This window comes from Aetokthonos hydrillicola CCALA 1050, assembly GCF_017591665.1.
GTDB classification, from domain to species: domain Bacteria; phylum Cyanobacteriota; class Cyanobacteriia; order Cyanobacteriales; family Nostocaceae; genus Aetokthonos; species Aetokthonos hydrillicola.
This window is the reverse complement of the sequence record NZ_JAAKGC010000016.1, coordinates 1-20,012: the sequence shown is the minus strand read 5'-3', so window position 1 is coordinate 20,012 and position 20,012 is coordinate 1. Positions and strand designations below refer to the sequence as shown.

The 20,012-nt window shown below is 39.7% G+C and carries 17 protein-coding genes and 1 tRNA gene; 5 read left to right on the top strand and 13 right to left on the bottom strand.

Features of this window, described 5'->3' with window-relative positions; genetic code table 11:
* The first annotated feature begins 185 nt into the window (after positions 1-185).
* Together G4P69_RS10625 and pepP are read left to right on the top strand one after the other, a co-directional pair.
* Positions 186-833 carry a Uma2 family endonuclease gene (locus tag G4P69_RS10625; protein WP_208341768.1) on the top strand — a complete coding sequence of 216 codons (648 nt, stop codon included), beginning with the start codon at positions 186-188 and terminating at the stop codon, positions 831-833.
* A gap of 56 nt (positions 834-889) precedes the next feature.
* Positions 890-2,200 carry a Xaa-Pro aminopeptidase gene (gene pepP, locus G4P69_RS10620; RefSeq protein ID WP_208349618.1) on the top strand — a complete coding sequence of 437 codons (1,311 nt, stop codon included), beginning with the start codon at positions 890-892 and terminating at the stop codon, positions 2,198-2,200.
* 138 nt (positions 2,201-2,338) lie between these two features.
* Here pepP and G4P69_RS10615 read toward each other — a convergent pair whose 3' ends face one another.
* From G4P69_RS10615 to G4P69_RS10555, 13 genes are all read right to left on the bottom strand, one after another.
* Complete coding sequence (locus G4P69_RS10615; RefSeq protein WP_208341770.1) at positions 2,339-2,752, bottom strand: type II toxin-antitoxin system VapC family toxin; 414 nt, start codon at positions 2,750-2,752, stop codon at positions 2,339-2,341.
* Positions 2,734-2,955, bottom strand: coding sequence for a ribbon-helix-helix domain-containing protein (locus tag G4P69_RS10610; protein WP_208341771.1), 222 nt, complete (start codon positions 2,953-2,955; stop codon positions 2,734-2,736). The genes G4P69_RS10615 and G4P69_RS10610 overlap by 19 nt, the downstream gene beginning before the upstream one ends.
* A 171-nt stretch (positions 2,956-3,126) precedes the next feature.
* Complete coding sequence (locus G4P69_RS10605; RefSeq protein WP_208341772.1) at positions 3,127-4,260, bottom strand: lipase family protein; 1,134 nt, start codon at positions 4,258-4,260, stop codon at positions 3,127-3,129.
* Positions 4,257-4,718 carry a hypothetical protein gene (locus G4P69_RS10600; RefSeq protein WP_208341773.1) on the bottom strand — a complete coding sequence of 154 codons (462 nt, stop codon included), beginning with the start codon at positions 4,716-4,718 and terminating at the stop codon, positions 4,257-4,259. Before G4P69_RS10600 ends, G4P69_RS10605 begins: the two co-directional genes overlap by 4 nt.
* A gap of 94 nt (positions 4,719-4,812) precedes the next feature.
* Complete coding sequence (ftsH2, locus tag G4P69_RS10595) at positions 4,813-6,699, bottom strand: ATP-dependent zinc metalloprotease FtsH2 (protein ID WP_208349615.1); 1,887 nt, start codon at positions 6,697-6,699, stop codon at positions 4,813-4,815.
* A gap of 257 nt (positions 6,700-6,956) precedes the next feature.
* Positions 6,957-7,463, bottom strand: a complete 507-nt coding sequence (locus tag G4P69_RS10590; RefSeq protein WP_208341775.1) for a hypothetical protein — start codon at positions 7,461-7,463, stop codon at positions 6,957-6,959.
* Positions 7,464-7,613: 150 nt separating this feature from the next.
* Positions 7,614-9,059, bottom strand: coding sequence for a glutamate--tRNA ligase (gene gltX / locus G4P69_RS10585; protein WP_208341776.1), 1,446 nt, complete (start codon positions 9,057-9,059; stop codon positions 7,614-7,616).
* Between the two features lie 432 nt (positions 9,060-9,491).
* Positions 9,492-9,565, bottom strand: a tRNA-Asp gene (locus G4P69_RS10580).
* A gap of 69 nt (positions 9,566-9,634) precedes the next feature.
* Complete coding sequence (locus G4P69_RS10575) at positions 9,635-11,086, bottom strand: serine/threonine-protein kinase (protein ID WP_208341777.1); 1,452 nt, start codon at positions 11,084-11,086, stop codon at positions 9,635-9,637.
* A 24-nt stretch (positions 11,087-11,110) separates the two neighbouring features.
* Positions 11,111-12,781, bottom strand: coding sequence for a serine/threonine-protein kinase (locus G4P69_RS10570; RefSeq protein WP_208341778.1), 1,671 nt, complete (start codon positions 12,779-12,781; stop codon positions 11,111-11,113).
* A 505-nt stretch (positions 12,782-13,286) separates the two neighbouring features.
* Positions 13,287-14,456 carry an esterase-like activity of phytase family protein gene (locus tag G4P69_RS10565; RefSeq protein WP_243902397.1) on the bottom strand — a complete coding sequence of 390 codons (1,170 nt, stop codon included), beginning with the start codon at positions 14,454-14,456 and terminating at the stop codon, positions 13,287-13,289.
* The gene (locus tag G4P69_RS10560; RefSeq protein WP_208341780.1) at positions 14,419-14,982 is read right to left on the bottom strand and encodes a GNAT family N-acetyltransferase; all 564 of its coding nucleotides are present in this window, start codon (positions 14,980-14,982) and stop codon (positions 14,419-14,421) included. Before G4P69_RS10560 ends, G4P69_RS10565 begins: the two co-directional genes overlap by 38 nt.
* A gap of 94 nt (positions 14,983-15,076) precedes the next feature.
* The gene (locus G4P69_RS10555) at positions 15,077-16,717 is read right to left on the bottom strand and encodes a TM0106 family RecB-like putative nuclease (RefSeq protein ID WP_208341781.1); all 1,641 of its coding nucleotides are present in this window, start codon (positions 16,715-16,717) and stop codon (positions 15,077-15,079) included.
* Between the two features lie 138 nt (positions 16,718-16,855).
* Here G4P69_RS10555 and G4P69_RS10550 point away from each other — a divergent pair, with 138 nt between their 5' ends.
* Genes G4P69_RS10550 through G4P69_RS10540 form a run of 3 tightly spaced genes read left to right on the top strand, consistent with a single transcriptional unit; the run spans position 16,856 to position 19,735 of the window.
* Positions 16,856-18,046, top strand: coding sequence for an aminotransferase class V-fold PLP-dependent enzyme (locus tag G4P69_RS10550; protein WP_208341816.1), 1,191 nt, complete (start codon positions 16,856-16,858; stop codon positions 18,044-18,046).
* A gap of 21 nt (positions 18,047-18,067) precedes the next feature.
* Positions 18,068-18,658 (top strand): Uma2 family endonuclease, encoded by a 591-nt coding sequence (locus G4P69_RS10545; protein WP_208341782.1) that lies wholly within the window; start codon positions 18,068-18,070, stop codon positions 18,656-18,658.
* Complete coding sequence (locus tag G4P69_RS10540; protein ID WP_208341783.1) at positions 18,659-19,735, top strand: glycosyl transferase; 1,077 nt, start codon at positions 18,659-18,661, stop codon at positions 19,733-19,735. It begins immediately after the preceding gene.
* Positions 19,736-20,012 lie beyond the last annotated feature (277 nt).

The window sequence follows — 20,012 nt, the reverse complement described above, 5'->3', positions numbered from 1 at the left end:
CGATGTGCTAATTATTATTCTTAATAAAAAGAAGTTAAATTCGCTATTTATTCAAAATAAAAGTGTTATTGAATAACAAATGAGAAGATAAATTTGAAGAGAATGTTTTAAAATTAAGGAGAAAAACTTTTACCTAATTTCTAAAGAATCGGATAAATTAGTTAAACCAATAATCCATCACGAACATGCATACTGTAATTACACCTGAAAGAGTCGAGTTGCTACCTGGCACAGTCGTAAGGATGTTGGGATCTTGGCAAGATTATCAAATACTGAGTAAACAACTGGGCGATCGCACCTCGCCTCGCACTAAATATCGATCTGGAGAGGTTTTGCTAATGGCACCGCTACCAGAGCATGGAAGAGATGCTAGCTTGCTGGCATTGATAGTAACAGCTCTACTTGACCACTTAAACCGTACCTACGACTCATTTACGCCCATTACCATGAGCTTGCCAGAAGTTAGTGCTATCGAGCCTGACTTTTGCTTTTATATTGAAAATTGGCGAGCAGTAGTCGGTAAAAAGAGAATCAATTGGGGATTTGATCCACCACCTGATTTGGTGATTGAGGTAGATGTCACAAGTTATACTAGTATAGATGACTATCTTCCTTATAAAGTGCCAGAAGTTTGGCTGTTAAAGAATAAGCAGCTATTTGTTTATAGATTACAGGGGGAAAATTACGTAATTACACAAAGCAGCTATTTTGTTAACGTTTCAGAAATTGTGCAGCAATGCCTCAAAATTGCAAACGACCAAACCACAAGTGAGGCAATTAGATGGTTAAGGAGCTTTTTGCGTGAAAGTTATCCGCCTTCCCTGAACTCTTGAAACTGATTACTGAAATTATCTGTAAAAATAGATGAGAAAACAACAGCTTTAGAGTTATGCAAGCAGAGTATCGGCACCGTCGTGAGCAGTTGATGTTAAAGATTGGCAATGGCACTGCAATCTTTCGCAGTGCGCCTACGGCAGTGATGCACAACGATGTCGAGTACAATTTTCGCCAAGATAGCGATTTCTTTTATCTAACTGGGTTTAACGAACCGCAAGCAGTTGCAGTTTTGGCACCGCATCACTCAGAGCATCGGTTTGTGCTGTTTGTGCAGCCGAAGGATCTCGAAAAGGAAGTCTGGAGTGGTTATCGCTGTGGCGTAGAAGCTGCTAAACAAGAGTACGGTGCAGACGAAGCTTATCCAATAACAGAATTGGATGAAAAGTTACCGCAGTATTTGGAGAAGGCTGATCGCATTTACTACCACTTGGGACGCGATCGCGCTTTTAATGACAAAATCCTCAAGCATTGGCAAAGCTTGATGCGGACTTATCCCAAACGCGGTACAGGACCAATTGCGATTGAGGATACTGGACCAGTATTGCACAGCATGAGACTGGTTAAAAGTCAAGCAGAACTGGAGTTGATGAGGAAAGCGGCTGATATTGCAGTTGAGGCGCATAATCATGCAATGAAATTCGCCAGCCCAGGACGTTATGAATATGAAATTCAAGCCGAAATCGAATACATCTTTCGTAGACACGGTGCAATAGGACCTGCTTATCCAAGCATTGTAGCATCTGGCAGAAACTCATGTATATTGCACTACATAGAAAATAACCGGCAGATGCAGGATCAAGACTTGCTCTTGATTGATGCTGGCTGTGCTTACGATTATTACAACTCCGATATTACCAGAACCTTCCCGGTAGGTGGAAAGTTTACACCTGAACAAAAAATACTTTATGAGATTGTTTTAAATGCACAAAAACAGGCGATCGCCCAAGTGCAACCAGGTAACCCCTATAAGCAAATACATGATACAGCAGTGCGAGTTCTTACTGAAGGCTTAGTCGGACTTGGGATTTTGACGGGAGAAATCGACAAGTTAATTGAGGAAGAAAAATACAAGCCATACTATATGCATCGTACTGGTCATTGGCTAGGCTTAGATGTCCATGATGTAGGCGTTTATCAACACGGTGACGACAAACCGCAGATATTACAGCCAGGTCAAGTACTAACCGTAGAACCAGGACTCTATATCGTACCAGATGCCAAGCTAGCAGAAGAGCAGCCACAAACTGACCCACGTTGGGTAGGTATTGGCATTCGCATTGAGGACGACGTTTTAGTAACACCTACAGGACATGAGGTGCTGACTGCTGGCGTTCCCAAAGAAGTACATGAAGTAGAAAGGTAAGAGTTTCCTTCTGCTTAAATTTTATCCGCACTGGCTGTTACAGCATCAATATGTTCTTGGATTAATAACAAGAACATATTACCCATTGTTTTAACCCATATTTTCTGTTAACCAAACAGTATTGACTACTAGGCTGATCTAAGGCAACAGTTCTAAATAATCAATTTTTTCTGTTTGAATCAAGCCAAAGTGTCTTCGGTCTAAGGTGAGAATTCGCTGAATACGGTAGCGTTCCACTAGAGCAACTAAACTGGCATCTACTAAGCCCAAGGGCAAATCTTTATACTGCTCGATAATTCGACTCGCCTGAGCCAAATCCTCAAGTTCTACAGACAGATAAGTAAAGCTTCCTTCAACAAGATCTTCCAAAAATGCCCTAGCAACTCTTTCTCCAAGATATTTAGTGGTAATATAATCTACTTCAGGTAAGACCGTCGCTGGAATTAGAATGTTATTTCTTCTGACTATTTCGACAGCAGCAATATGATGCTGTTCATCTTTATCCAATAATGCGATGATTCCACTTGTATCAGCTATGATTCTTCTTTCCAAAGCAGCTCCTCACTTCTCGAAGCTAAATCTGACATGTTGCTAGCTCCCATACCTACGGATTTGGGTAATTTCTGAGTTCGTAAAGCTAAGTAGTTTGAGATTGCTTCTTGGATTAATTCATGTGGTTGTTGCCCAGTTTGAAGAGCAAGTTTTTGTAGATGAGCTTCGGTTTCTTGAGATAGATAAATTGTAGTTGGTTTCATAATATAATACAAAGCTACAATAAAAACGAGTATAATGATTTTTTATAGCTTATCTCAACGAGAGCAATAGTTTGTGTTAAGCAAATCCTTATCTTAAGATTTTATCGGCATCCGAATATTATAACCCAGCTAAAACTGCAAACGTTTCTGTTCAATTTCTGTAACCTTATTTTATTTACTAGTTTCTGCTTCGCTGTTAATAGCACCACGGTAGGTATCAACTGCATGGTTGGGCAAAACATCGCCATAATACTTTAAGAAAGACCAAGTTTGCCCAACGTGTACATATATGTCTTTCCGAAATACAGTTGGCGGTGAAAGAGGAATTGAATCTGCTAAATTAATAATGCGATAGCTATTGGGAACTAACCGACTATGGACTTTAGCAAAATCTGGATTGCCAACCCGTGGTCCACCGTAGGTATATAGCCGGATTTGCTGTTTAAGTTTCGGAAAGTTCTGTGCAAGATCAATTGCTGCAAGAGTCGCAAGAGCAGCTCCTAGGCTGTGACCTGAAATATAACAAGGTACGGATGGATTTAACTGGCTTGCGACTGTACGAGTCTGCTCAGCAAGAGTTTTATCATAAATATCTGCAAAACCGGAGTGAATTTTGCTATTTTTTAAGCCTTTATACTCTTTTTGAAACAACCATATATTTCCAATCCATTCATTTGTTCTTTGAGTTCCTCGAAAAACAATGATGTTGCTAGTCTTGGAAGTTAAAACAAAGCCAAAGTAGACGGGAATCAGTTTCTTAAGTTTCACTGTTTGTTGAACAGTGTCGTCAATAGCTTTAGAGGCATCATCTACATTGTTTTCAACTGGATCTTCTGTCGGCGGTTGTTGCGTGTTCGTCTGTGGAACATCAACCTGAATGCTTTCTGAAATTCGAGCATCTTCTAAACCCTTGAATGAAGCGATTTGGGTATAGCCTTTTAGTTGAGGGGTATATGCAGGTAAAGATTTGATGGAGCCATTAAAGGAGGGATTGACTTTACCTGCTAGGTATTGCTGAGTGCCTAACTTGCTGCACTGAATTAGTAGCTTGGAGATGCTGCGATTGTACGGAATTTTAGGTGGTGTTAGCTTTAACGATTCCTGAATTTTTATTGTTTGATTGATTTTCTTAGCATCGGCTTCAAATGTTTCTTTCAAAAGACGAGGTAAGTTTTTCTGAGATTGCTCTCTAGCCAATGCTTCTAACTTTCGTTTCTTTTGTAGCTGTTGCAAATTGCGAGTTCCAGTTACAGCAACCCCAAATGCCAACCCAGCCAGCAAAATCTGTCGGCGTCCAAGCCTCATCTTCGCCCTCCTTGATAGCGACCATTAGCATAAAACTGATTGGTCACTTGTCCTAGCGTCCAGGTAAGGGTAAAAAAAGCAGCTGATTTAGCAAATCCTGAGAATAAGGGCACAAATAGCCCAAAGCAGAACATAGTTAACCAAGCCATAAAGGCAAGTGCAAATGCGCCTAAATAACCAAAGATGTTTCCTGCGATCGCTAAAGGATCCTGACCTTTGGCATAACCCCACTGCGATCCTACATCCCTGATCATTTTCACAATTATTACTGCAACAATAATCAATGTGATTGTCAGAGTACCGCGAAAGGGATTGAATCCAAGCAGTGCTGCTCCCATAGCGTAATCGAGAATCATATTGCGAATTTGCCGATTACGTTGCAGCAGAAACAGTGGTGTTACGTTCACTTCAGGTTGATTAGCAGGTTCTTCTTCTTCTTCTTCTTGGTTGTTGACCATAGCATGAAAGGGAGCTTCCAAAATTATTTCAGCAACGCCAAAAAAAAGGTATGGTTTTCACCATACCCTAAAATTTACATTGGAGATGAATTAATTACAAAGTTGGTACATACTGAGGTTTTTCAGGTACGTGGGTGTACTCAGCAACAATCTGCCGAAATTCCTCACCATCAATGCTTTCTTTTTCAATCAGCAAATCGACTAAACGATCCATTACTGAGCGGTGTTCACGCATCATTCGCGTTGCTGTGTTATAGCAATCTTCAACAATAGCGCGTACTTGAGCATCAATTCGGGATGCGATCGCTTCGGAATACTCAGAACGTGTCATCCAATCACGACCCAAGAAAACTTCTGGAGATTGACTTTCCAAGGACAAGGGACCTAAATCAGACATTCCAAATCTAGTCACCATTTGTCGTGCCATGTTAGTAACCTGTTGGAGGTCATTCCCTGCACCTGTTGTGACTTCCGCAGAGCCAAAAATCACATCTTCAGCAGCACGACCACCTAATGCACCTGTTATTCGTGCTTTCAACTGAGAACGAGAAATTAACCCTTGTTCCTCAGATGGTATAAACCATGTTAATCCCTGAGCCTGTCCTCGTGGAATTAAGGTAACTTTTTGCATCGCGTCGTGGTCTTTCAGCAAAGTACCTACCAAAGCATGTCCTACTTCGTGGTAAGCAATCAAGCGCTTGCTCTTGCTATCCACCAAGGGAGTGCCTTCCATCCCGGCAACAACCCGATCTACAGCATCATCAATTTCTCCAAGAGTGATAGCTTCTTTGCGACGGCGTGCTGTCAAAATCGCAGCTTCGTTAAGCAAGTTGGCTAAATCCGCTCCAGTAAAACCTGGTGTACGACGAGCGATCGCATCAAGAGAAACGCTTTTATCTAGTTTCTTGTTACGAGCATGGACTTTTAAAATTTCCAACCGACCTTTGATGTCTGGAGCATCCACCATCACTTGTCTGTCAAATCGTCCTGGGCGTAACAATGCTGCATCTAATACATCAGGACGGTTAGTTGCGGCAATAATAATAATCCCAGTATTACCTTCAAAACCATCCATCTCTGTGAGCAGTTGGTTGAGGGTTTGTTCGCGCTCGTCGTTTCCACCGCCAATACCTGCACCACGTTGTCTTCCTACTGCATCGATTTCATCAATAAAGATGATACATGGAGCATTGTCTTTAGCTTTTTTAAACAAATCGCGCACACGAGACGCACCTACACCAACAAACATTTCTACAAACTCAGAACCAGAAATGCTGAAGAAAGGTACACCTGCTTCACCTGCAATAGCTTTTGCTAAGAGAGTTTTGCCAGTTCCTGGAGGTCCAACTAACAGGACCCCTTTAGGAATCCGTGCGCCGACGGCGGTAAATTTTTCTGGTTGTTTGAGGAAGGTCACCACTTCTTGTAGTTCTTCTTTAGCTTCTTCAATACCAGCCACGTCATCAAATTTCACTCCGGTTTTTGCCTCCATTTGGAAGCGAGCTTTGGATTTACCAAAGTTCATAGCTTGACCAGGACCACCAGGAAGATTGCTAGAACGGCGGAACAAGAAGAAAAGCCCAGTAATCAATAGAATTGGGAAAATTAAGTTACCTAGTAAACCCCAGATAGCTCCATCATTCCGCATTGGGTGAGCATCAAAACTTACTTGTTTTTCTTTAAGCTTGCCAATTAGCTCAGGAGCACTAATAGGCAGATCCACCCGTACCCGTTGTACACGGTTATCAAGTTCTGGATCTATCGCTTCTACAATCGCTGTTCTACCACCTTCATAGAGATCCACGCTAGTCACCCGATTCGCATCCAAGTATTCTAGGAAGCGACCGTATGTCATGCGGGTATTGGCTGCATTCTTACTCATTTCCGCAGGAGCGCTAGCAAAAGCGCCTTGCCAGAAGAAGAAGCCAATTACTAGAGCAGGCAATGTCCAGAGTAGTAGGACTCTCCAGGAAAATTTCATAATTTTTATTGTGCCTCTAAATACCAATTGTCTTATATAGTTCGCAGCAAGCGTGATAAACGCTATAGCAGAACTATGAAGCCAGCGAAAAATAATCTTAATTAAATTTAACCTAATTCTAATACATTTTGCTTTCTCTTAACTCCCATTTAGAGAATTCAAACTAGAAAACCCTCAAAGGCAGGCTCTACTGTCCAGTGTTTGAACCGGAATGCAAACGATGCCCAAGAATCCATCAGGTGCTAGCAGTGGGAAAGTTAATGTTGTTCTGTAATTTCTAATGTGTAAGGGAAATAGCGATTTTTTTTGTAGGAGCCAATCCAGATATTGTATGTTCCAGGGAGCCATTCACCGACAATACCAGGGTTTTTGCCTTCAAAATCGTCGTTGCACCAAGTACCGCCAGGACCAGTAACAATCAAGGTCGTGTCTTCTGGACTATCTACTATCAGTTTCAGATAGTCGAATTTAGAAGTTAGCTCTATGGTGTGAGCTGGTTGTTCCTCAAAATATCCAGCACACGGACCAGTAGGAGTTTCGGATCTACCAGCAATTTCTTTCCCTCTGATTGACCCACCACTCATACCCCGAACTACTATGGGATCTGGCGAGAAATTACGCTCAATGGTCGCATCTCCAAAAAATATGGGTGTAGTTGACGGCAATTCTTCCGCATGAGCTTGAGTACTCATTGCCGCTCCAATCACCAACTGAATTATCCAAAACGGTAATTGTATCCCTCGGGTTACCAATTTTATGGACATATGAACATTCTAACTACATAACTTTCTCAGTATTTAATATGACATTAATTTTACATTCCAGGTTCCAAAGAGGGGCAGCCCCTGCGGGGAAGTCAAAAGTTGGGAGCAGGGGAGGCAGGGGGAGTACGGGGAGTCGTACTTAATTGTTTATTAAGGATTGGTTTCTAAGGCTTTGGTTAAGCGGGATTTGTCTAAACTGATCTGATTTAGCAATAACCATGATTGGATGAGGTCAGGACCATGTAGATCTCCTGTTAAGGCAGCGCGAAGGGATCTCATTATTAAGCCTTTTTTGACGTTTTGCTCTTTGACCACCTGTTTAATAATGTCTTGGGCAATTGTCTCGCTCAGTTGGGGCGCTTTTTCTAAGGCGGAGATAATTCCTTGGAGTGCAGCAGTAGAACCTTCTTGTTTTAACTGTGTAGTTGCTTCATCACTGAACTCTACAGTTTCGGTAAAAAAGAGTTTGCTCATTTCAACAGAATCTACTAGGCGAGTAAGGCTAGGCTGAATCAAAGTCACTAGCTGCTCTAACCATTGTTGATTTCGTCCTCCCGAAAAGGAGTAGCCAGCGTCTTCCCAGTACGGTTTGAGTAAATCTGTGAGTTTATCTACCGGCATTGTGTGTAGATATTGACTGTTTAGCCAATCCAGTTTTGCCCAGTCGAATTTTGCGCCTGCTTTATTTACACGCTCAAAGCTAAAATGTTTTGCTGCTTCTTCTAAGGTAAAGATTTCTTGCGTGGAATCTGGGGGTGACCATCCAAGCAGTGTCATATAATTTACCAAAGCTTCAGGAGTAAAGCCCATTTGCTTAAAGTCAGAAATAGAAGTAACTCCATCGCGCTTAGATAGCTTACGTCCATCCATGTTTAGAATCAGAGGCGTATGAGCAAACTTTGGTGGGTTTGATTTCATCGCTTCATAGAGCAAGATTTGCTTGGGTGTGTTGGAAATGTGGTCTTCTCCTCGGATGACATGAGTGATTTGCATATCTATGTCATCAACCACAACAACAAAATTGTAAAGTGGCTGACCAATACCCTCTGCCGAGGCGCGAGCAATCACCATATCGCCGCCTAAATCGCTACCTCGCCAAGTCATTTTTCCACGTACCAAATCATCCCAAACAATTTCTTGGTCGTCTTCAATTTTGAAGCGAATCACAAAGCTACGCCCTTCGGCTTTATAATTTGCTTCTTGTTCAGGTGTTAAGTTACGGTGGCGATTATCGTAGCGGGGAGCCTCACTCCTAGCTTTTTGGGCTTCTCGAAGTGCGTCTAATTCTTCTGTTGTTGTATAACAGCGATAAGCTAATCCCCGATCTAGAAGGTTTTGGACTGCTTCACGATAAATTTCTAGACGCTTGGTTTGAAAAAATGGACCTTCGTCCCAGTTGAGCCCTAGCCAGCGTAATCCTTGTATGATATTTTCCGTGTACTCAGGACGCGATCGCTCTTGGTCTGTGTCTTCAATCCTTAAGACAAACTGACCACCGTTGTGACGAGCAAACAACCAGTTAAATACAGCAGTTCTTGCTGTACCAATATGTAAATTCCCAGTTGGACTAGGTGCAATACGGACTCTAACACTCATATCGATTTTGAATTTTAAACAAAATAATTTAATTGATAGCAGTCTTTTTTAGACTATTACCTCATGGCGAAATTAAAAATTAAAAATTTAATAAAAGAGAATTCAGGAGTCAGGAGTCAGAATACAGCACCCATAAAGGGATGGTGTTTTAAACAAAAAGTTTTAACCCCTGTCGCGGTAACTAGTAGACGACGTTTTAAACCAATAATCATTCTGACTCCTGAATTCTGACTCCTGAGTACTTTATAAAAGAACTCGGAAGCCAGTCCAAAAGGAACAACTTTCCCGACAAAACATGTAAATAGTTTTGTTCGATTGCCCCTCGCTCTATTTAGTTAATAGAGCATAGTAGCCCTACAAACAAAGGCAGGGAGTAGCTCAGCTTTGATCTACACCCTTCCTTTTGCTTGAAGAATTTGTTAGACTAACTAACGGGATCGACGGGGCTCGAACCCGCAACTTCCGCCGTGACAGGGCGGTGCTCTAACCAATTGAACTACGATCCCTCAACTGGCACTTTCATATTATGTACAATCATTTTAAATTTGTCAACCCCTCAGGGAAAAAATTTTTTCTTACTTCGCTAAGCGGCTGAGAACTTGGGATTGGAGTTGTTGATACTGCTGCTTTAACAAGTTCTTGCTTACCTCAAAACCAGACGAGGGTGGTTGAGTTTTACTCTTTTCTACTGAACTTTTCAACATCTGGCGCTGATGTGGCTCAATACGACTACTAATAACGTTAGTGCAGCCGTGAGGGGCTTCTAGAGTAAAGAAAATCAAACGATAGGGTTGATTCTCAGCCAATGAATTAACAAGTTTCCAGTTTCTGGGATGTTGCATATCCAGATAGCAAGGTAGCCACTTAGGACTGAGTTGCCGCTCATAGAGCAAAGTCGCCCACAGAAGCATCGGGTGGGGAGAGCAGACAAAGATAAAGTGACTATAACAAGTACAACGTGCATAGCTATTAGCTTGCTGTTTCGACATCATCAACAACAAGGCAGGTAAGCTTCCTTGTTCAGTATTAAGCAACTGGGGAAAAACAATTTCTTGGATAGGTTTGTCTTTGGGCCAAGTTAGTTCCTGAGAAGCTGGCTTTGCTGGTAAACTCAATCCTATGGGCTGTGCAGCAGACAAAGAAGCTTTTTTTTCCGTTTCTAAACTATCCAATACTTTAATAACTTCACTCAGACTTTGCGGGCGATCGCTTGGTTGTTTAGCAAGACAGGCCATGATTAAATTGTCTAGTGCTTTTGGTATTTTAAGATGGGGATTGACCTGTGTAATTGACTTTGGCTGTTCGTAATGATGCATTTTATACCAAGCACCGAACAAATCAGTTTCTGGTTGCCAAGGTTTTTGACCTGTTAGCATTTCAAACATCATCACCCCTAAACTGTAAATATCAGAGCGGCTGTCTAATTCATCACCCTCGAGTTGTTCAGGAGAACAATATGGTAAAGTTCCATAAAACTGACTATTCGTATCGGTCTTCCGTGAATAATCTAAAAATTTAGCAATGCCAAAGTCTAATATCTTAGCTAATTGACCTAATATCGGATCAGGTATAACTAATATATTTGCTGGTTTAATATCTTTATGTACTAGTGGATAGATTTTGCCATTAATTTTGATCCCTTCATGAGCAGATTGTAAACCCAAACAAATTTGACGGCAAAGGGGAAGAAACATGTGTAATGGTATGGGAATTACGTCTTTTAAACTCTTACCACTTAGATATTCCATTACATAAAATGGTTTAGCATCGTCATTAACACCGTAATCTGTTACTCTCACAATATGTAAGCTTTTTTGACTTAAAGCTGCACAAATGTGAGCTTCTGTGGCAAAGTCTCTCTGTATAAGTGGTTGTGAGACAGTTTGAGACAAGAATTTTATAGCAACTGGTACTTTACCTAATAAAATATCATCTGCTAAAAAAACTTCACCCATGCCACCTCGACCAATTAACTGCTTCAGTTGGTAACGATTGGCAAGCAATTTTGTACTGGTTAAAGATGCCATTTTACAACCTCCGCTATAAATGGTTTAAGCCGATTTTAAAGGATGTGAGAATAAGGTTAAAAAATTGTCAATTAATTTAGACACAAAAGTTGTAAAACCTATTTTCTTATTTTTTTGCTTTATCACTAATCTATTTAAAATATCCGGCTTGTTTTTCTCATATTGAGATTTTAAAAGACTTTTACTTTGATCTATCGAAATAGAATTAGTCATTGTTTGACTATTACCTAAGCAATTGATTAATTCTTCACATTGATGATTTGTAAAATTGATAGTGATTACATGAGAGCAAGTAGTAGGCTCCTCAAGTGGGAAAAAAAGGACATGGTAGTAGCCAGTATTCGCTAAAATTTCTACCATTTTTTTGGTTTTCATATCCTTAAGATCTAAAAAATAAGATAGCCAACGAGTCAATTCAAATTTAACGTCACATAACACTGTTATCCATAAAATGATTGGGTACAAATCGATCTGATAAAGAAATTCAACGCTATGTGCTTGATCTAAAAATTGTGCAATTTCTTGCTTAGGTAACATTGCCCAAAAAGTTGGAATCATCTTTTGAGAAACATTTAATAGATATGGAAAACAAATTGTTTCAACAGGCTTATCTTGAGGCCATTTTTGCTGTAAACACGCTTGTTCAGAAATAGAAATTTCTTGGGGTGTGTCTTGCTTTGTATCCTTACTGTTGGCGCTCGGTGCAGAAGTTAAGTTCCCAAAAGGCTTTAGACCAAAGTGCTTTACTATTTGATTCCCTATCGGAAATTCTGAGAATGTTACCTCACTATCTATATTCTCTTGAAGATCCTCTAAGCATTCTAATATTTGGCTAACACTTTGAGGACGATCTTTAACTTCTTTAGCCAAACAACTAATAATTAATTTTTTTAATTTTTGGGGTATTTTTATATGAGAATCAATATCCTCAAATCGAAGTGGCTTTTGAAAGTGATGGGCTTGATACCAGCTACCAAAAGAGTTAGTTTTTGTTTGAAATGGATGTTTACCAGTAATCATTTCAAACATCAAGACTCCTAAACTATAAATATCTGAGCGTGCGTCTAGTGATTTACACCCTTCCATATGTTCGGGGGAACAATAAGGTAAACTACCAATAAAACAATCAGTTACCGTCATCCCAGAACGTTCAGTTAAAAATTTAGCAATACCAAAATCAAGAATCTTAACAATCTCTTCTTTGCTCGCATTCTCAGTAATAAAGATGTTTTCAGGCTTAATATCTCGATGAATAATCGGATAAATCTCTCCTTTAAGACTGACACCTTGATGAGCACATTGTAAACCCAAACATATTTGATGACATAAATTTAAAAATTTTGATATTGTTAAAGGCTGTTGTTTTATAAGTTCTTTGAGAGTTATCCCTTCCAAGTATTCCATGACATAAAATGGAATTTTTTCTTCAGTAACACCGTAACTTAATACCCGAACAATATGCTTACTTTTGCGACCCAATTGAGAACCAATAAAAATTTCTCTAGCAAAGCGTTGAGCCATTTGCTCATTTACTAAATTCAGTGATAGAATTTTGACCGCAACCGGCATACCTCCTTTTGCACTATCTTCTGAGAGGTAAACCCTACCCATACCGCCTTTCCCAATCGAATCTCTTATTAAATAGCGGTTGTTCAATAATTTTCCAATATAAACATCCAACTCTGTTTTTTGCATTACTTATAGGTATAATAAAATTATTTTAGTTGTCCATTTAATGATTGTGCTTGAAAGCAATTAAAATAATTCGTAATTATTATCCTACGAATAAATATGGAGATTTGAAACAAGGAAAATAAATTGTTTTTGGTCTCAATTTAATAAATTGGAGGTATTCTGCCTTCAATTATGAATTACGAATTAGCAATTTCTGATTATTGAGATAATTTCTCACAATAACCATTTAAACAATTTTTAGCACGGAGATTAAATAATCTGGATGAGAAATAACACTGAAAGAAAAACTAGGTCTAATTCAGCAATCGAGTTAAATCAGTAAATATACTTATGGAAAATTCTTTGTGCTGGATTGGAGAACCTCTGGCTAGGATTTTGAACCTCTTCGTCTGTGGCAAGATCCCCTAGTTCAGCCTTGACTGGTATATCGTATGCGGGTAAGAGGACGGCACTGCCGTTTATCGTGACTCCCCTGTTCTCTACCTCTACTTTAAAAGTTCGCAAATCAAACCGAATGCTTATTCAAATATAATAACCTCATGAGCAATGGTTTTGTATTGATTCTAAAAGCTAGTATCTGAGTGCGTTGAATAAATTTAAAATTATTGTCACTAATAACGATTAATGAGCGTTGTCCATCCAAAAGCACTGGACCTAGGGTTAAACCTTCAATATTATCTAGTAAAATGTGTAGATTGCTCAAATCTAAAAGCAGTTTTTTCTTGACAGGTTTAATATTTTTGGAATTTATTTTAAATAAGCTGTCGATATTATGAATGTCATCTGCGCCTTTTAGGGAAACTTGAAACAGCTTAATAGAAAACATTAAGCCAGTAAAAGACCGCTCTATAGTAAGGAAGTGTCCTTGATTATCGAGAGCGAGTAAATCAGACAAACCACTTGCAAAGATGTTAAAAACATTGAAAAATGGTTTTACTGGTTCAGTAGGATAGAGAAATTCCTTTTCGGGCTTTTTCGTGAGTAGATTATATTGTAAGATTCGGCAAAGGGTACTAGTTTTTGGTTTAGCTTCTGAACCGTCTTGAATGAGAGCGTTTTCTGTGGCGGTGTAGAGATATTTTTTATTAGGTGTAATAGTAAGACCTTCAAAGGCTAAATTATTACGGATACCTTGCTGACTGTTTTTATCGTTCAAAAATTTATTTGGTATTGGTAATGTTGTCAACTCTTTTCCAGAAGACAAAGAGAACTCCTTAATGAAAGGTTGAATGAGTTTTCCAGAGTTTCCCTCAGAAGAAATAAATACAGATCCTTTGCTCTTTAAGGCAATACCTTCTGTATCAAGAGTTCCAGGAGGAAAGGCGTTACCACTTTTATCTAAAATTTTGGTAACACCTACCGGTATAACGTCACCATTTTTTAATGAACCTTTACTTAAGTCGATTTTTAGAGTGTAGAATCTACTTCCACTACGATCATCTGAGATAACGTAATAAACTTTATTTTTGGCATCGTATGTGATTCCAGATAAACCTCCTACAGGAGTTTCTTGAAAATAAAGCCCTTTTGGTAAAGTGACTTGTCCAAGAAAATCTATCCCAGTTATTTCAACAGCACTTGCGTTTATATAAGCGAAGAAAAAACAAAAAATGAGAATTGGTACAAGAACAAATATTTTAATCGTCTTTTGAAACCTTCCAATCTTTTCTTTCAATAGCCAATAAATTTGCCTCCACCCACTCGCCGCGCTTTTGAAAACCCTGTGGAACATACTTAACAAATTTCATACCAATCCTTTTCAATACTTTTTCGCTACTTATATTCCATAAAGCGTGGTGTGCTTCAATGCGATTAGCTTCTAAAACTATAAAACCAAACTCTAGAATAGCTTGAGCAGCCTCTGTCATGTAACCTTTACTTTGGTGTTCTGGGTGTGTCCAAAAGCCAAGATTCCAAACATCTTCTTCTGCGTGATGTTTTCTGATGGAAATTCTACCAAGGAATGTACCAGTATTAACACACAGAATTGTAAATGTATAGCCTAAACCAGACTCCCAGGCTTGAAGACTCCGCTGAAGGGATTCGTGAAGTTCTTCAATAGATTCTGGGGCTTCCCACGGCATACCATCATTAAATCCCTGAAACCTTGTAGCCGAAAAAACATATGGAATGTCTCGCTTGTCAACACATTTTAGGTTACAGCGTTCGGTACGAATTTGGTAGGTTAAAGGTATTCTCATTTTTTTAGCTTGTCTAAAATGTCTGGGTTAAAAGTATCGCTCACACCGCAAACCATTAAATTCCGGTGCGTTACGGACTTCGTCCTAACACACCCTACTCGCAAAAGCAATTTGCGCGATCGCCACTTCGCCGCAGCGCTTCTCCTGACGGAGAGGCTTCGCCAACGCGCGACGCGCAGCTATGCCCGCAGGGCTTTACGCTATCCCTACTCTCGATAAAATCCACAAGCCAATTTTTCACACTACAGGTAGCGCGACAATCATCTTCGTTATAACGCTGAATAATATCCAGCAAACTACGATCGCCTGTCTTTAACCATTGATCATACCAATAAATACACTTAGCACCACTCGCTTGAGAATCACGCCACTCAAACCCCAACCAACGAGCGATCGCTTTAAGCGCATAACTTTCTACTGGTAGTGCTACACTTTGGGTTAATTGTTCATAAACATCTACAAACCGGCTTAAAACAGGTTCTACAGATGAGTGTGGAGTCCGGTAAAGTTTTGCAAGCCGTTTAACTGTATCAAATTCATAAACACAAAAATGATAAATAGGGGCTTCTGGATACAGCCAGACCAAATCTAGGAACTGTTCCCAAATTGACTGCTCATCTTCTGGTCGTTCTGCAAGCATTGAATAAAATTGCTGTGTGTTTGCTTGCCTATCAACAACCAAAACTCCTAATAAATAATCTAAGTCTAAATCTGGTTGCGCTTCAATATCAAAATAAAGCTCTATAGGGGCTGTAAGTGTAGTACTTTCCAAGAGCGAGCTTTTGTTATCTGGTAAAATTAATAGATTAGAAGAATCTATGTGTTGATTATAAGAGATGTTATTTGTGTTTTCATTACTCTTGACAAATGCGTCACTTAAGAGTAAAGGACGATTTTCTGAGACAGATTGAGCTTGTAGAACTAGTTTAAGAGCCACTTCGCTGTCAAAACCTGGGAGATCTTCCAATTCATAAGGAGAAGTATTTGCCAAAGATTCGACTGTTATTATATTCAGTGCTTGTAATTGGGTGTAGCGAATAGGTGTGACTCCTGGTAATAGTGAAAGATGCTTTTGAGATCTAGCTATTGTGTAACAATCACTGTACCAAGGACAAAGACTGCACTTCTGACGAGAAATAAACAGTTCTGGTGCTTCTTCTGTTTCCAGTGTTTGAATACACTCGTCCAAAATAGTGTGCATTTGTGGCGTCCATTTCAGTAAGTCAACTGGATAACCCGCCTCTCTACCACGTAATATAAGCCAAGAAGTTTTTAACTCTGCTTCCTGCACTATCCCCAATACATGAGCATGAAAGGCGGATACAACCTGGTATTCCTGTTTAGGGCGCTTACCTAGCTCAATACTGACTGGAACGTAAACCCAATCTCCAAAGCAAGACTGTCCTGGCTGTTTCAGCAGTAAATCCGGACAGCTAAAGAGGCTGTATCTTTCAGAATCATTTACTAGCAGCGCTCCATAATAAATACACTCAACCCCTTGCTGCATCAACTCTAATGTAGCCGCATTCCCTAAAGCCCAGTTTCCTGAGGGATAGGTCGCTCGTTGATACGTAAACTTCTTTAAAACACTAGAACGATGAGCAATTTTGTCCTGTTGAAGTTTTAGCAGCAGATCATTACCAACATTTTGTTGGCTTTTGTCGCCGTAAGTATCTAAAAAAGGTCGGCGCTTACAGCGTTGGTATTGCAATAACAGTTCAGCATTAATTAACATTCTTTTAAGCTAACAAAATTAGCGCTTTCTGGGGGGCTTCCAGATAATTAAAGTCTGTGTACTGTTTCTTGAAGCTCTCTAGCTGACTGTTAGACTGCATGGCAAAATACGAAAGTGGTTCCTTTTTCACCTCCCTCTATGACCATTATTTCTGCATCACCAAACGAATTGCATCAGTATCGAGAGCAATTTCCAGCTTTAGCTAATAAGGTCTATTTTAACTACGGTGGACAAGGACCAATGTCCCAATCCGTAATAGATGCTATCTCGGAAGCTCAAGTTTATATTCAGCAAGTAGGTCCTTTTAGTGCAAAGGTAAATAGCTGGATTCAGCAGGAGACAAAAGCCATAAGAGATGCGATCGCGTCTGAATTGAACGTCCCACCCCAAACAATCTCTTTAACTGAGGATGTGACCGTTGGCTGTAATATCGCTATGTGGGGGATCGAGTGGCATACTGGCGACCACATGCTGTTATCAGATTGTGAACATCCTGGGATTATAGCGACAGCAAGGGAAATTAGTCGTAGATTTGGTGTTGAGATCACCATCTGTCCTATCATGGCGACTCTCAACGACGGAAACCCCACGGAAGTTCTTAACCAACACCTACGCCCTAATACTCGCCTTGTCATTTTAAGTCATGTCCTGTGGAATACAGGTCAAGTTTTACCACTTGACAAAATAGCTGAAGTATGCAGAAATCGTGACGTAAGATTGCTAGTAGATGCTGCACAATCTGTCGGTTTATTACCTTTGAACTTAACAGAAATAGGGGCTGACTTTTATGCTTTTACAGGTCATAAGTGGTGGTGTGGTCCCGGTGGTGTAGGAGGTTTATATGTACGCCCAGAAGTGCAACAAAGTCTCCACCCTACTTTTATCGGGTGGCGTAGTATTGTGACTAATAGCCAAGGTGATCCAGTCGAATGGAACCCTGATGGACGACGCTATGAAGTCGCAACGTCAAATTATCCGTTATATACTGGTCTGAAAAAGGCGATCGCAATTCATCAAGAATGGGGAACACCAGAAAAACGTTATCAGGAAATTTGTCGTAATAGCGAGTATCTCTGGCAACGCTTAGCAGCACTACCTCATGTGAAATGTTTACGAACTTCCCCGCCAGAAAGTGGTTTAGTCTCATTTCAACTCACCAATAACCAGCAGCAATCCTCCAAACAACTTGCCAGTTTCCTAGAGTCAGAAAGGTTGTTTACTCGCACGATCGCCAGTCCAAATTGTGTACGAGCTTGCGTCCATTATTTCACTTTACAATCAGAAATAGACCAGCTTGTTGATGCAATCCAAAGATTTTGTCAAGTTTAGTAGCAAATGGGGTGTATATTTATGCAAGTACAAACTCAAAAACTTTATTACACGCCCGAAGAGTATTTACAACTTGAAGAAACGGCTGAATATAAAAGCGAGTACCGTGATGGAAAAATAGTCCCAATGACAGGTGGTACAACAAATCATAATAAAATTGCAGGCAACTTTTATGCATACTTGAAGTTAGCTTTAAGGCGTAAAAATTACGAAGTGTATATTGGTGATGTACGCTTGTGGATACCTCGTTATCGACAGTACACCTATCCTGATGTGATGGTAATTCAAGGACGACCTGTTTATACAGGAACGAGTACAACTACTGTTATGAACCCCTTACTGATTGCCGAAGTTTTATCTAAATCTACCCAAAATTATGATCAAGGAAATAAATTTCTTTACTATCGTTCTATACCAGAATTTCAGGAGTATATTTTAATCGACCAATATCAATATCATGTGATGCACTACGTGAAAACGCCTGATAATAAATGGGTTCTTGATGAAATTGAAGATGAATCTGCAACGTTATCGCTCTCTACAGTTGATTTTCAAATTCAATTAAATGACCTTTACGAGCAAGTCAATTTTTTAGAAAGTGATGAAGAATAAATGGATCGTCCAATTCTATATATAGCAATTACCAATCATGGCTTTGGTCATACCACGCGAACAGCTGCGATCGCCGCAACAATTCAAAAGTTATGTCCTGAAGTGCTGTTGATTATGTCCACAGCAGCACCAAGGTGGTTACTAGAGTGTTATATCGAAGGTGATTTTATCCATCGTCCTCGTGCGTTTGATTTGGGTGTGGTGCAATCAGATAGCTTGACAATGGATAAAGAAGCGACTTTGGAAAAATTACTCGAAATTAAGAAAAACCAAAATTCCATTGTTGCTTCCGAGGTAAACTTTATCCGTCAAAATCGAGTTAATCTCATTTTGGCAGATATTCCTTTCCTCACCAGTGTTGTTGCTCAAGTAGCCGAAATACCTTGCTGGATGATTAGTAATTTTGGGTGGGACTTCATCTATCAAGATTGGGGTGATCCCTTTACAGAGATTGCTGAATGGATTGGGGAGTGTTATTCAAAGAGCGATCGTCTATTTCGTCTTCCCTTTCATGAACCAATGCAAGCGTTCAAAAATATCACCGAGGTTGGCTTAACAGGTGGTTCTCCTCGTTATAGTGAAGATGAAATACGTGCTATTTGGGGGATAAATACCCCGATAGAAAAGACAATCTTACTCACTTTTGGTGGTTTGGGTTTACAGCAAATTCCGTACCATAACTTACAGCAATTTCCTGACTGGCAATTTATTTGCTTTGATAAGTCGGCTCCGGATTTGCCTAATATAATAAAAATTACTGACCGTAAATACCGTCCTGTAGATTTTATGCCTGTTTGTGGAAGAGTTGTTTCTAAACCAGGTTACGGTACTTTTGCTGAAGCTACCAAATTGGGAGTGCCAATTGTTTCAGTCACTCGTGATGATTTTGCAGAAGCAGCTTTTCTACTAGAAGGTATTGAGAATTACAATCAGCATCAAATCCTGACCCCATCTGAGTTTTTTAATGGATCTTGGGATTTTCTTCAACAACCACCCCAACAACCTAAACAATCCGATCCTATTGATAAGAATGGAAACGAGACTATAGCTCATTCTGTAATCAATCACTTTGAGTGATGTTAAAAAAAGCACGAACTTTAGTTTCTCTTACTTCGATTTCGTTGGTACTTTTATCCCACATTCTGCACTTCATTTTGTGATACATTTTGTATTACAAAATTCTTTTAATATTAGCTGTCTGTATTAAGTATTTATACTTAATAAAAACTGTGGGTTGACGTTGATAAACAATGCCACAGCGCGATCCCAGCATACTCTAAAACCGTAATGTTTTTATCCAATTAGAAGAAAAAGGTGAGAAAATTAGTCAGAAAGCTGAAAAAAATCAAAGTAA

Bases quoted from the DNA above. Each gene is read 5' to 3' on its own strand.
- G4P69_RS10575 (WP_208341777.1), bottom strand. From the start codon at position 11,086: ATGGCATCTTTAACCAGTACAAAATTGCTTGCCAATCGTTACCAACTG.
- G4P69_RS10555 (WP_208341781.1), bottom strand. From the start codon at position 16,717: ATGTTAATTAATGCTGAACTGTTATTGCAATACCAACGCTGTAAGCGC.
- G4P69_RS10545 (WP_208341782.1), top strand. From the start codon at position 18,068: ATGCAAGTACAAACTCAAAAACTTTATTACACGCCCGAAGAGTATTTA.
- G4P69_RS10600 (WP_208341773.1), bottom strand. From the start codon at position 4,718: ATGGTCAACAACCAAGAAGAAGAAGAAGAAGAACCTGCTAATCAACCT.
- G4P69_RS10570 (WP_208341778.1), bottom strand. From the start codon at position 12,781: ATGCAAAAAACAGAGTTGGATGTTTATATTGGAAAATTATTGAACAAC.
- pepP (WP_208349618.1), top strand. From the start codon at position 890: ATGCAAGCAGAGTATCGGCACCGTCGTGAGCAGTTGATGTTAAAGATT.
- G4P69_RS10625 (WP_208341768.1), top strand. From the start codon at position 186: ATGCATACTGTAATTACACCTGAAAGAGTCGAGTTGCTACCTGGCACA.
- G4P69_RS10540 (WP_208341783.1), top strand. From the start codon at position 18,659: ATGGATCGTCCAATTCTATATATAGCAATTACCAATCATGGCTTTGGT.
- G4P69_RS10550 (WP_208341816.1), top strand. From the start codon at position 16,856: ATGACCATTATTTCTGCATCACCAAACGAATTGCATCAGTATCGAGAG.
- G4P69_RS10560 (WP_208341780.1), bottom strand. From the start codon at position 14,982: ATGAGAATACCTTTAACCTACCAAATTCGTACCGAACGCTGTAACCTA.
- G4P69_RS10605 (WP_208341772.1), bottom strand. From the start codon at position 4,260: ATGAGGCTTGGACGCCGACAGATTTTGCTGGCTGGGTTGGCATTTGGG.
- G4P69_RS10590 (WP_208341775.1), bottom strand. From the start codon at position 7,463: ATGTCCATAAAATTGGTAACCCGAGGGATACAATTACCGTTTTGGATA.
- G4P69_RS10610 (WP_208341771.1), bottom strand. From the start codon at position 2,955: ATGAAACCAACTACAATTTATCTATCTCAAGAAACCGAAGCTCATCTA.
- ftsH2 (WP_208349615.1), bottom strand. From the start codon at position 6,699: ATGAAATTTTCCTGGAGAGTCCTACTACTCTGGACATTGCCTGCTCTA.
- gltX (WP_208341776.1), bottom strand. From the start codon at position 9,059: ATGAGTGTTAGAGTCCGTATTGCACCTAGTCCAACTGGGAATTTACAT.